This window comes from Protofrankia sp. CiP1_Cm_nod1 (assembly GCF_920888515.1).
Lineage (GTDB): Bacteria > Actinomycetota > Actinomycetes > Frankiales > Frankiaceae > Protofrankia.
Genome location: NZ_CAKKTM010000405.1, coordinates 1 through 11695 on the forward strand (window position 1 = coordinate 1; position 11695 = coordinate 11695).

Annotated in this window: 9 protein-coding genes and 2 pseudogenes; all 11 read right to left on the reverse strand. The window is 73.1% G+C overall.

The features are described 5' to 3' along the window. Window positions 1–1280: pseudogene (locus tag NBX02_RS18330) on the reverse strand (hypothetical protein); the annotation flags it as partial. A gap of 10 nt (window positions 1281–1290) precedes the next feature. After that, window positions 1291–3006, reverse strand: a complete 1716-nt coding sequence (locus tag NBX02_RS18335) for an Hsp70 family protein (RefSeq protein ID WP_250292384.1) — start codon at window positions 3004–3006, stop codon at window positions 1291–1293. Between the two features lie 18 nt (window positions 3007–3024). Then, on the reverse strand, window positions 3025–3474 hold the full coding sequence (locus tag NBX02_RS18340) for a hypothetical protein (RefSeq protein WP_250282255.1): 450 nt from the start codon (window positions 3472–3474) through the stop codon (window positions 3025–3027). A 25-nt stretch (window positions 3475–3499) separates the two neighbouring features. Next, on the reverse strand, window positions 3500–4267 hold the full coding sequence (gene dapB, locus NBX02_RS18345; protein ID WP_250282253.1) for a 4-hydroxy-tetrahydrodipicolinate reductase: 768 nt from the start codon (window positions 4265–4267) through the stop codon (window positions 3500–3502). After that, a complete protein-coding gene (locus tag NBX02_RS18350; protein ID WP_250282251.1) occupies window positions 4264–5577 on the reverse strand; it encodes a M16 family metallopeptidase in 1314 nt (437 codons plus the stop codon). Before NBX02_RS18350 ends, dapB begins: the two co-directional genes overlap by 4 nt. A gap of 9 nt (window positions 5578–5586) precedes the next feature. Then, a complete protein-coding gene (locus NBX02_RS18355; RefSeq protein ID WP_250282249.1) occupies window positions 5587–7788 on the reverse strand; it encodes a polyribonucleotide nucleotidyltransferase in 2202 nt (733 codons plus the stop codon). Window positions 7789–8002: 214 nt separating this feature from the next. Beyond that, window positions 8003–8272 carry a 30S ribosomal protein S15 gene (gene rpsO / locus NBX02_RS18360; protein ID WP_250282247.1) on the reverse strand — a complete coding sequence of 90 codons (270 nt, stop codon included), beginning with the start codon at window positions 8270–8272 and terminating at the stop codon, window positions 8003–8005. Window positions 8273–8413: 141 nt separating this feature from the next. Then, window positions 8414–9370, reverse strand: coding sequence for a bifunctional riboflavin kinase/FAD synthetase (locus NBX02_RS18365; protein ID WP_250292386.1), 957 nt, complete (start codon window positions 9368–9370; stop codon window positions 8414–8416). Window positions 9371–9372: 2 nt separating this feature from the next. Beyond that, window positions 9373–10284, reverse strand: a complete 912-nt coding sequence (gene truB / locus NBX02_RS18370; protein ID WP_445548519.1) for a tRNA pseudouridine(55) synthase TruB — start codon at window positions 10282–10284, stop codon at window positions 9373–9375. Window positions 10285–10400: 116 nt separating this feature from the next. Further along, entirely contained in the window at window positions 10401–11492 is a 1092-nt protein-coding gene (locus NBX02_RS18375; RefSeq protein WP_250282243.1) for a DHH family phosphoesterase, read from the reverse strand. A gap of 16 nt (window positions 11493–11508) precedes the next feature. Next, window positions 11509–11695, reverse strand: a pseudogene (locus tag NBX02_RS18380) (30S ribosome-binding factor RbfA); the annotation flags it as partial.

Below are 11695 nucleotides of genomic sequence, written 5' to 3' on the forward strand. Positions count from 1 at the left end.
TCGAGCAGCCGGGCGGCGGTCCGCAGGTTGCGGCCGGCCAGCGCCGCCTCGACCTGCCGCCACCGCGACCCGGCCTCGCGGATGGCCTGCTCGACCTCGTCGGCGACGGCCCGGATCGCGGGCAGCAGCTCCCCGGCCCGCTCCCGGGCCTCGGCGACCTGCTCGTGGGCCTCGACCGGGCGGCCCGCCCGTAGCGCGGCCCGGGCCCTGGCCAGCGGTTCCAGCCACTGTGTGGCCCGGGACGGCTGAGCTGGCGGGGCCGGTCGGGCCGGCTGGGCCGGCCGGGGCAGCCGGGCCGGCTGAGCCCGGACGGGGGCGTCCGGCACGTCGACGCCGTGCTCGCGGGCGAGTTCGGCGAGCACGGCCTCGGCCCGGCCCCGGTCGAGGCCGTGCTCCTCGGCCTCGGTGAGGAAGCCCGTGTAGTGCCGTGGGGTGAGGGCGTCCTCGACCAGCACCGCCGCGGCCACCGCCGGGCGCAGCCGGGCGGTCACGTCGGCCGCCAGGGCGTCCAGGTACAGCGCCGGGTCGGCGTCGACGAGCAGGGCGGTGACCGCGGCCAGCAGGTCGTCCACGAGTGCGCGGCGGCGGTCCGGGCGGCGTTCGCGGTTGCGGGCGGCGAACTCGTCCCGGGCCTGGCGGATCTCGTCCCGGTCGGCCTCGGGAGGCAGGCCGAGCAGGGTGAGCAGGCTCGTCGGCGGGGTCTCCCCGGACAGCCGGCCGAGCTCGTCGAGGTCGGCGCGTACCTGCCGGAGCAGGTCGGGGTCGACGGCGGGACGGTCGGGACGCGCCGGCGTCCCGGCGGGCAGCACCTTGTACCGGCGCACCCGCAGGGCGAAGGCGTCGGCGTCGATGCCACGCTCGGCGGCGAGCTGCCGCAGGCCGGGGAGCTTGTCCTCGGGCAGGCCGCCGAAGCGCTGCACCAGCCGGGCCACGGCGGCGTCGAGGTCGGCGAAGCGCTGCCCGTCCCGGTCGTCGCGCTCGCGGCGGACCCGCTCGGCGAGCAGGCCGCGGCGGCGCGCGTCGAGCAGCTCCGGGCCGGCCTGGTCGTGCGCGGCCAGCAGGGCGAGCACCAGGCCTCGGTACTTGGGATGGTCCCGGGACTTCTGCCAGAAGGCCCACACCGCCTCGACGCGGGCGGCGACGTCGGCGTCGGTGAGCCGGTCGGCCTCCGCCAGCGGGATGTCGTACAGCTCGAAGGGGTCGGACTGCCCGGCCCCACCGCGGGCCTGGACGACGGCAAGGACCCGCTTGCGGTAGTCGTTAGGCTGGAAATCCTCCACGCCCGCTCCTTCAGCCCTCCCGACGGCGCAGCCGGGCCACCGCGTCCCGTTCCCGGGCGACGTCGGCCTGGCTGAGTGCCGCGCTGGTCTCCACCCGCACGGTCAGGGGACGGTCGGCCAGCCCCTCGTGCAGCGCGGTCACCTCCAGGATGCCGTCGAAGCCCATCCGGAAGGTGATCTCGATGGGCGTCCCGGCCGGGAAGCCCGGGGGGATCCCGGTGATGTCCGCCTGTGCGATGATCTTAACGTCGTCGACCCGGGTCGACTCGGCACCGCCGCCCTGTTCCACCACATGAACCGTGACAACATCCTGATCGTCGCGGACGGTGCCGAAGCTGCGCCTGACCGCTATCGGCAGCCGGTCGTTGCGGTGGACGAGGAACACCGCGGAGCGTTCGCCGAAACGGTCGAGCGCGAGCACGCCGAACCCGCGGGAGACCACGTTGACCACCTGCACCTCGACGGTGCGGCGGACCCGCTCGGCGGTCAGCCCGAAGGCGTCCGCCAGGCGCCGGCAGGCGGCGGCGAGATCCTCGGGCGCGGCGGTGTCGGGCTGGGCGCCGTCGAGGATCTGCCCCCGGGACACCAGGTCGGCCAGCACCAGCCGCTCGATGGCCTTCTTCTCCCCGTAGAGGGCCGCGCCCTTGGCAACCGCGAGGTCGGGGTCGCGCAGCTCCACCGGCACGCCGAGCTCGGCGGCCAGCCGGCGGGCCACCGCCGGCATCCGGGACGAGCCGCCGACGAGCAGCACCCGGTCCAGCCGGGCGACCCCGCGGGCCCGGGCCGCGGCCAGGACGGAGCGGGCCAGTGTCACGGTCCGCTCCAGCAGGCCGGCGGTCAGCCGCTCCAGGTCGTCCCGGGAGAACGGCACCGTCAGCGCGTGCCCGTCGTGCTCCACCCGGACCGTTGTCCGCGTCCGGTCGCTGAGCTCGCGCTTAGCCTGTTCGGCCGCCAGCAGCAGCGCCTGGGCGGCCTCGGAGTCGTCGAGGGGGTCCTCGGCGCCGGGATGGGCGTCGAGGAACTGCCGGGACAGGTACAGCACGATCTTCTCGTCCCAGTCGGCCCCGCCGAGCTGGTGGTCGCCGTCGACCGCGACCACCGAGACCCGGCGGTCGGCGAGCTCGACGACGGTCACGTCGAAGGTGCCGCCGCCGAGGTCGTAGACGAGCGCGGCCTCCTCGTGCCCCTCCCGCCCGCTCCGGCCCGCGTCGGAGGCGCCGGAGGCGTCGGCGTTGAACCGGGCGAAACCATAGGACAGCGCGGCGGCGGTCGGCTCGTTGATGACGTCCACGACCGTGAGGCCGGCGTACTGCCCGGCGAGCACCGTCGCGCGGCGCTCCTCGTCACCGAAGTAGGCCGGGACGGTGATGACGACGTCGCGGACCGACTCGCCGGCGGCGAAGGCCACGTCGCCGACCAGCGCCCGCAGGATCAGGCTGCTGACCGCCGGTGCCGACCAGGCCCGCCCGGAGCTGACGAAACGCCAGTCACCGTCGCCCATCCGGCGTTTGACCAGCGCGCACACGTCGTCGGCACGGGCGCGGGCGAGACGGCGGGCGGGCTCACCGGTGACGTAGTCGTCCGGCCCGACGAACAGCACGACGCTCGGCAGCGTGGCGGCGCCGTCGGAGAGCGGGACCACCTCCGGCTCCCCCGACCGGTTCACCCGGGCAACACAGCTGTACGTGGTTCCGAGATCGATTCCGTAGACGACGCCCGCGCTCATGTCCGAAACGTATCGAGATCACGCGGCGGAATCGGCGCGTTCGAGAGCTATTGCGTAGCGCATCGCACGCCGTCCCCGACGGGTGTCCCCAGCGTCACCGTAAGCCGCCGCGAGCCGGTACCAGGCCCGCCAGTCCCGGGGGGCCGCCTCGGTCTCGGCCCGCCGGGTCTCGAAGAGCGCGTCGGCGGCGGCGCGGTCGATCCGGCCGGAGGGGCGTCGCGGCAGCTGCGTCGCGACGTCGGCGGATTCCGCTGACAACTGGCGGCCCAGCCGTTCGGCCGCCCGGCCGAACTGCAGCTCCCGGACGACGACAGCCACGCCCACCACGGGCAGCAGCAGGACGCCCACGCCCATCCCGCGCGCGGCCCAGCTGTCCTCGGTGAGCAGCTGGACGCCCCGCCAGCCGATCAGGGCGAGGTAGAACACCGCCGCGACGACCAGCACGACCACCACGTGACGGGCCTTCACCGCCGCGGCCCCAACGGTCCGGGCCTCACAGCTCGAGCAGGGCCTCGAGGCCCACGGTCAGGCCGGGCCGGTCGGGCGTGCGCCGCACGCCGAGCAGCACCCCCGGCATGAAGGAGGTCCGGTCCAACGAGTCGTGACGCAGGGTCAGCGTCTCGCCGGCGCCGCCGAAGAGCACCTCCTGGTGCGCGACGAGCCCGGACAGCCGGATGCTGTGGACGGGCACCCCGCCGACCCGCGCGCCGCGCGCCCCGGGCAGCGCGGACGAGGTGGCGTCCGGGCCGGCCGGGTCCAGCCCGGCCTTGGCCCGGGCCCGCGCGACCGCCTCCGCGGTGTGGGCGGCCGTCCCGCTGGGGGCGTCGAGCTTGCCCGGATGGTGCAGCTCGACGATCTCCACGGACTCGAAGAAGCGGGCTGCCTGGGCGGCAAAATGGATCATGAGCACCGCCGCGACCCCGAAGTTCGGGGCCACCAGCACCCCGACCCCGGGGGCGTCGGCGAGCCAGCCGCGCACGGTGGCCAGCCGCTGCGCGTCAAAGCCGGAGGTGCCCACGACGACGTGCAGGCCGGCGTCGACGCACCAGCGCAGGTTGTCCATGACGGCGTCGGGGCGGGTGAAGTCGACGACGATCTGGGCGGCGCGCAGGGCGTCGCGGTCGTCCCCGGCGTCGGCCGCGGCGACCAGGGAGAGATCGTCAGCGGCTTCGACGGCGGCGCGGACCGTCGAGCCCATCCGGCCGCGGGCGCCGAGCACACCGACCCGCAGGCGCTCGGGGGCGGCAGGAGCGGAGCTCATGCCGCGACCACCCGCGCGAAGTCGTGGCCGTCGAACGGGCCGATCACGCCCAGGGCGAGCGGACGGGTGAGCAGCTCGGCGGCGACGGCCCGGACGTCGTCGCGGGTGACCGCGTCCACCCGGGCGAGTATCTCGTCGACGGAGAGCAGCTCGCCGTGGACGAGCTCGCTCTTGCCGATCCGGCTCATCCGCGAACCGGTGTCCTCCAGGCCCAGCACCAGGGAGCCCCGGCTCTGGCCCTTGGCCCGGGCCAGCTCCTCGTCGGTGACGCCCGCCGTCGCCATCAGCTCGAGCTGCTCGCGGCAGAGGGCGAGCACGTCGTCGGCGCGCCGCGGCGCGCATCCCGCGTACACGCCGAACAGCCCGGCGTCGGCGAAGTGGGAGGCGAACGAGTAGACGGAGTAGGCCAGCCCGCGCTTCTCCCGGACCTCCTGGAACAGCCGGGAGCTCATCCCCCCGCCGAGGGCCGAGGACATGATTCCCAGGGCGAACCGGCGGTCGTCCTGGCGGGACATCCCGACGGTGCCGAGCACGACGTGCGCCTGCTCGGTGGGACGCCGGTGGACCACCACGCCCGCGGCGTCGGGGTAGGTGTAGGAACCGCCGCGCGCCGCCGCCGGGGCGCCCAGCCCGCCCAGCCGGTCGGCGAAGGCCGAGGTGACGAGCGCGAGCGTCCGCTCATGGTCGATGTTGCCGGCGACCGCGACCACCATGTCCGACAGGGTGTACCGGGAGCGGTAGTACTCGGCGATGGTGTCGCGCTCGAGGTTCTCGATGGACTCGGTCGTGCCCAGCACCGGGCGGCCCAGCTCGGTGTCGCCGAGCAGGGCCGCGGAGAACACGTCGTGCACGACGTCGCTCGGGTCGTCGTCGTGCATGGCGATCTCCTCGAGGATCACGCCGCGCTCGGCCTCGACGTCGTCGGCGGTGATCAGCGAATGGGAGATCATGTCGCTGAGCACCTCGACCGCGTCGGCGAGGTCGCTGTCGAGCACCCGCACGTAGTAGCAGGTGTACTCCTTGGTCGTGAAGGCGTTGAGCTCACCGCCGACCGCCTCGATCGCCGCGCTGATCGTGAGCGCGTCCCGGGAGGGAGTGCCCTTGAACAGCAGGTGCTCGAGGTAGTGGGAGCAGCCCGCCGTCAGTGGGCTCTCGTCGCGGGAGCCCACCCCGACCCAGATCCCGATCGCGACCGAGCGGACCCCGGGGACCTGCTCGGTGAGCACCCGCAGCCCACCGGGCAGCATCACCCGCCGGACCCCGCCGGACAGCAGCTCCTCGCCCGCCCTGATGACAGCCGTGTCGGTCACCGGCGGCGGTCAGGCCCCGACCGGGACGCCGTCGGCGTCCTCGACCACGGGGCTCAGGCTGATCTTCCCGCGGCTGTCGATGTCGGTGATCTCGACCTGGAGCTTCTGGCCGACCTGGACCACCTCTTCCACCTTCTCCACCCGCTTCCCTCCGGAGAGCTGCTTGAGCTTGCTGACGTGGAGGAGCCCGTCCTTGCCCGGGGTCAGCGAGACGAACGCGCCGAAGGTCGTGATCTTGACGATCGTGCCCAGGTAGCGTTCCCCGACCTCGGGGAGCTGCGGGTTGGCGATCGCGTTGATCGCCGAACGAGCGCTCTCGGCGGAGACGCCGTCCTGCGCGCCGATGTAGATGGTGCCGTCGTCCTCGACGGTGATCTCGGCCCCGCTGTCCGCCTGGATCTGATTGATCATCTTGCCCTTCGGGCCGATGACCTCACCGATCTTGTCTACCGGGATCTTGACGGAGATGACCCGTGGCGCGTGGGCGGACATCTCGTCCGGCCCGTCGATGGCCTCGGCCATGACGTCGAGGATCGCCAGCCGCGCGGCCCTGGCCTGCTGGAGCGCGCCGGCGAGGACGGTGGCGGGAATGCCGTCCAGCTTCGTGTCGAGCTGGAGGGCCGTGACGAACTCCCGCGTCCCGGCGACCTTGAAGTCCATGTCGCCGTAGGCGTCCTCGGCACCGAGGATGTCGGTGAGCGTGACGAACTGGTCACCCTCGCGGATGAGCCCCATCGCGATCCCGGCGACGGCGGCCTTGAGCGGGACACCGGCGTTCAGTAACGACAACGTGCTCGCGCAGACCGACCCCATACTGGTCGACCCGTTGGAGCCCAGCGCCTCGGAGACCTGCCGGATCGCGTACGGGAACTCCTCCCGGCTGGGCAGCACGGGCAGCAGCGCCCGCTCGGCCAGCGCGCCATGGCCGATCTCGCGCCGCTTCGGCGAGCCCACCCGGCCGGTCTCCCCGGTGGAGTACGGCGGGAAGTTGTAGTTGTGCATGTAGCGCTTGGTGCGGTCGGGGTTGAGCGTGTCGACCGTCTGCTCCATCCGCAGCATGGCCAGGGTGGTCACGCCGAGGATCTGGGTCTCGCCCCGCTCGAACAGCGCCGAGCCGTGCACCCGGGGGATGAAGTCGACCTCCGCCGCCAGCTCGCGGATCTCGGTGACCCCACGCCCGTCGATGCGGACGCCGTCGGCGACGATGCGCTGGCGCACCAGCTTCTTGGTCAGGGCGCGGTAGGCCGCGCCGATCTCCTTCTCCCGGCCCTCGAACTGGCCCACGACCTTCTCCGCGGCCAGCAGGCGGACCCGGTCGAGCTCGGTCTCCCGCTCCTGCTTGCCCGCGATGCGCAGCGCCGCGGCCAGCTCGTCACCGACCGCTATCGTGAGCGCTTCCAGCACGTCGTCGTGGTAGTCGATGAACAGCGGGAAGTCACGGGTGGGCTTGGCTGCCCGCTCGGCCAGTTCGCGCTGGGCCCGGCACAGCTCCCGGATGGCGGGCTTGGCCGCCTCCAGGCCCGCGGCCACGACGTCCTCGGTCGGGGCGGACGATCCCGCGGCGAGCAGCGGGATCGTCTGCACGGTGGCCTCCGCCTCGACCATCATGATCGCGACGTCGGAGCCGTCGTCGAGGACGCGGCCGGCCACAACCATGTCGAAGGTGGCCCGCTCCAGCTCCGCGTGGGTCGGGAAGGCGATCCAGGTCCCGTCCACATAGCCGACCCGGGTGGCCCCGACCGGGCCTGAGAACGGCAGCCCGGCCAGTGTCGTGGACGCGCTGGCGGCGTTGATCGCGACCACGTCGTAGAGCGTGTCCGGGTCGAGGGCGAGCACTGTCGCCACGATCTGGATCTCGTTGCGCAGGCCCTTGACGAACGACGGCCGCAACGGGCGGTCGATCAGGCGGCAGGTCAGGATCGCGTCCTCGCTGGGACGCCCCTCCCGCCGGAAGAACGAGCCGGGGATACGCCCGGCGGCGTACATCCGCTCCTCGACGTCCACCGTCAGCGGGAAGAAGTCGAGCTGCTCCTTGGGCTGCTTGCTGACCGTCGTCGCGGACAGCACCATCGTGTCGCCCAGGTAGGCGACGGCCGAGCCGGCCGCCTGGCGGGCCAGCCGGCCCGTCTCGAAACGGACGGTCCGCTGGCCGGCGGCACCGTTGTCGATGACTGCCTCGGCCGAGATCGTCTGGTCTTCTACTGGCACCATTCCTCCTCCACATCGGCCGGGTCCGTCTCGCCGAGGAGGCCGGCGCTCAGTCGAAGCCCCCGGGTCCACCGTACGACCGCCTCGTACGGCCCAGCACCCGGGCACCACCACCGAGGACCGACAGCTCGCACCGTCACGGACCCGGTCAGATCAATGGAAGCGACATCGCCTCACATACGACATCGCTTCCCCATCGCTATCCCCGCCTCCGCCGCTACCGCCGCAGCCCGAGCCGCTCGATCAGCGACCGGTACCGGCTGATGTCGGTGTTGGCGAGGTAGTTCAACAGCCGCCGCCGGCGCCCGACCAGCAGCAGCAGGCCCCGCCGGCTGTGATGGTCGTGCTTGTGCATCTTCAGGTGCTCGGTCAGGTCACTGATCCGCCGGGTGAGCATCGCCACCTGCACCTCGGGGGAGCCGGTGTCCCGCTCGACCGTGGCGTACTCGGACAGGATCTGCTGCTTGACGTCGCTCGCGAGCGGCATGCGAAACCTCTTTCGTCACCGGGCGGGATGCGCGCCCGGGGTCTTCCCCACCCGGGCTGACGGACACACCACGCTCGTCTGGTGTCGAAGCTTACCAACCCAGCGGGTACTGCCCGACCTGCGTCCGCCGGCGTCCCACGGCTACCGGTGCCCCGGGCCCGCTACCGCGATGATCTTGCGGGTGGCGGTCACGTCGGCGGCCATCTGGGTGACGAGGTCGCCCACGGAGTCGAAACGCAGGGTCGGGCGCAGCCGTTCGGTGAACTCGAACGCCAGCTGGGCGCCGTAGAGATCGCCGTCGAAGTCGAGCAGGTACGCCTCGACCCGGCGGTCGGCGCCATCGAACGTGGGGTTCGTCCCGATCGAGATCGCCGCCGGGTGACGCGCCGGATGACGCTCGGTGGCCCGCAGCACGTACCCGGCGTAGACGCCGTCCGCCGGCACCGCCGCGTACCGGGTGGTGCGCAGGTTCGCTGTCGGATATCCGATGGTCCGCCCGCGCGCGTCCCCGTGCACCACGGTCCCCTCGACCCGATGGTCACGGCCGAGCGCACGCGCCGCCGTCGCCACGTCACCCTCGGCGATACGAGCCCGAATGTGGGTGGAGGAGAGCACATGGTCGTCCTCGCGCACGAGCCGGACGCCCTCCACCGCGAAGCCCGCCGCCTCGCCGGCGCGGCGCAGGCTCTCCAGGTTCCCCTCCGCCCGGTGGCCGTAGGTGAAGTTATCGCCGACCACCACCACACTCGGCCGCAGCCGGGGCCGCAGCATGCCGTGGACGAAGTCCGCCGCCGGCATCAGGCTGAACTCGGGCGTGAACGACTGTACGCACACGGCGTCGGCACCCAGGCGGCCCAGCAGTTCGATCTTGAAATCAGGAGTGGTCAACAACGGTGGGTGACTGCCTGGACTGATGACCTCCGCCGGATGCGGGTCGAAGGTCAGCACCAGGACCGGCTCGCCGGCCTGACGCCCCCGCTCGACCGCACGGGTGATGATCTGCTGGTGGCCGCGGTGGACGCCGTCGAAAAAACCGATCGTCACGACACCGCCGGGCCAGTCGTCCGGCGTATTGCGCACCTCACGCCACCACTGCACGTTCAGAAGCCTATCGGGATCTCCGCGGGCCCAGGGGTGGAAGGCGGCGTGAAAACCACCAACGGCCGGCCGGCCCCCGCGGTGTCCTGGGCCAGGGCGAGCAGCTCACCAGCAGGGCCGAAGACACCATAGAGGCCGGGCACGCCGAACGGCGGCAGCCGGCGGCCATGAGATATCGCACCTGCCTCGTCGGCGTCGACCTGGCGGCGGGGGAACAGCGCGCCGACCGCGCCGGCCAGCGGACGCAGCGCGGCCGCCCCCCGCTCGGCGAGGGTGTCGAGCGTGACCGCCCCGGCAAGGCCGAACGAGCCCACCGACGTCCGCCGCAGGGCGGTGAGGTGGGCGCCGCAGCCCAGCGCCGCGCCCAGGTCGCGGGCCAGCGCCCGCACGTAGGTGCCGCTGGAGCAGGCCACGGCCACGTCGAGATCCGTCCCGCGGCGGGCGAGCAGGTCGAAGCGGCTCACCGTCACCCGGCGCGCCGCCAGGACGACGTCCTGCCCGGCGCGCACCCGGGCGTAGGCCCGCACCCCGTCGACCTTCACCGCGCTGACCGCGGACGGGACCTGGTCGATCTCACCGGTGAGCGCCGCCATGGCGGCGGCCAGGCGCGGCTGGTCGGCGGCCGCCGCCTGGGCGACGGCGTCGTCCGCGACGGCGAGCGCCTCCCCCTCGGCGTCGTCGGTGGTGGTCGACACGCCGAGCCGCACCGTCGCCTCGTAGACCTTGCCCGTCAGGGCGAGATGACCGAGCAGCCGGGTGCCCCGGCCGACCCCGAGCACCAGCACGCCGGTGGCCATCGGGTCGAGCGTGCCCGCGTGGCCGATCCGGCGGGTGCGCAGTATCCGGCGGGAGCGGGCGACCACGTCGTGCGAGGTCCAGCCCGCCGGCTTGTCGACCACGACCAGGCCTTCCACAGCCGGGCCTTCCACAGCCGGGCTTTCCACAGCCGGGCTTTCCACAGCCGGGCTTTCCACAGCCGGGCTTTCCACAGCCGGGCTTTCCGCCCCGCCCGGGGCGGTGGCGGCAGCCATCAGACAGGCAGCCGGGGTGCTCGCACCAGCGCGCCGCGCAGGGTGTCCAGGGTCTGCTCAAGGGGGTTCGACGAGGTCAGCCCGGCGGCGAAGCGGTGGCCGCCGCCACCGAGCTCAGTGCACACCGCGCCGACGTCGATGGCGCCCTTGGAACGCACCGACACCCGCCAGACCTCGTCGGCGCCCTGCTTGCAGACGACCGCCACCTCGGCCTCGGCGGTGGTCCGCACGATATCGATCACCCCTTCGATCTCGTCCAGGGTGAGCCCGGCGCGGGTGAGGTCCGGGAACGCGCACCACGTCCAGACCAGGTCGTACTCGGGCTCCAGGCGGGCCCGGCCGAGCAGCTCGCCGAGCAGCCGCAGGTAGCCGAAGCGGTGGGTGTCCCACACCGTACGGGTGATCAGGTCGTGGCGGATGCCGGTGGCCAGCAGCCGCGCGGCCAGCTGGTGGACGGCCGGGGTCGTCGCGGCGTAGCGGAACGAGCCGGTGTCGGTCACCAGACCGGTGTAGATCGCCACGGCCAGGTCGTGGTCGAGCTCCACGCCGAGCGCGTCGATGACATCAGTGATCATCACGCTGGTGGACGCTGCGGCGGCGTCGATGACGTTGATGTCCCCGAACCGGGTGTTCGAGGCGTGATGGTCGATCACGACCATCCGGCGGGCCCGGGTGGCGACCCGGCCCAGCGCCCCGAGCCGGCCGAGGCTGCCGGCGTCCAGCGTCACCACCAGGTCCGGGGTCGCCGGGACCAGCGACGGCGGGACGAGGAGGTCCTGGCCGGGCAGGAAGGCCAGGGAACGTGGTACCACGAACGGGTCGCTGTCGAACGACACCGACGCCCGGCTGCCGAGCGTGCGCAGGGCCAGCCCGAGCGCGATCGCCGACCCGAGGCTGTCCCCGTCCGGGTCGACGTGCGCCACCAGCAGGATACTCTCGCCGCCCTGGACGGCGGACAGGATCGCCTCCACCGCGCGGCCCCGTTGCTCACCGGCCACGTCCTCGGACTCCGCCTGCGCCCGAGCCGTTGCGTCCCCGGCCTCGGGCACCGGTAGCAGGGACAGGTCCGCGAGGCTCGTCACGTCGGTCATCGCAGCTCGACCCCCATCATGTCCCCATCAGGCCCTCGTCAGACATCATGCCCCCAGCGGGCTCGTCATCCTCACGAGGCTTACGGTAAGGGTCGGCCTCACCGGCCGGTCGGGCGCCATCCCGCACGCCGGCAAGGCTCGCGTCCCGCTTCCGGGCAGTGATGATCAGTTCCTCGAGGTGACGGGCGACCTCCGGCAGCCGG

Bases quoted from the DNA above. Each gene is read 5' to 3' on its own strand.
- NBX02_RS18335 (WP_250292384.1), bottom strand. From the start codon at position 3,006: ATGAGCGCGGGCGTCGTCTACGGAATCGATCTCGGAACCACGTACAGC.
- dapB (WP_250282253.1), bottom strand. From the start codon at position 4,267: ATGAGCTCCGCTCCTGCCGCCCCCGAGCGCCTGCGGGTCGGTGTGCTC.
- NBX02_RS18355 (WP_250282249.1), bottom strand. From the start codon at position 7,788: ATGGTGCCAGTAGAAGACCAGACGATCTCGGCCGAGGCAGTCATCGAC.
- rpsO (WP_250282247.1), bottom strand. From the start codon at position 8,272: ATGCCGCTCGCGAGCGACGTCAAGCAGCAGATCCTGTCCGAGTACGCC.
- NBX02_RS18375 (WP_250282243.1), bottom strand. From the start codon at position 11,492: ATGACCGACGTGACGAGCCTCGCGGACCTGTCCCTGCTACCGGTGCCC.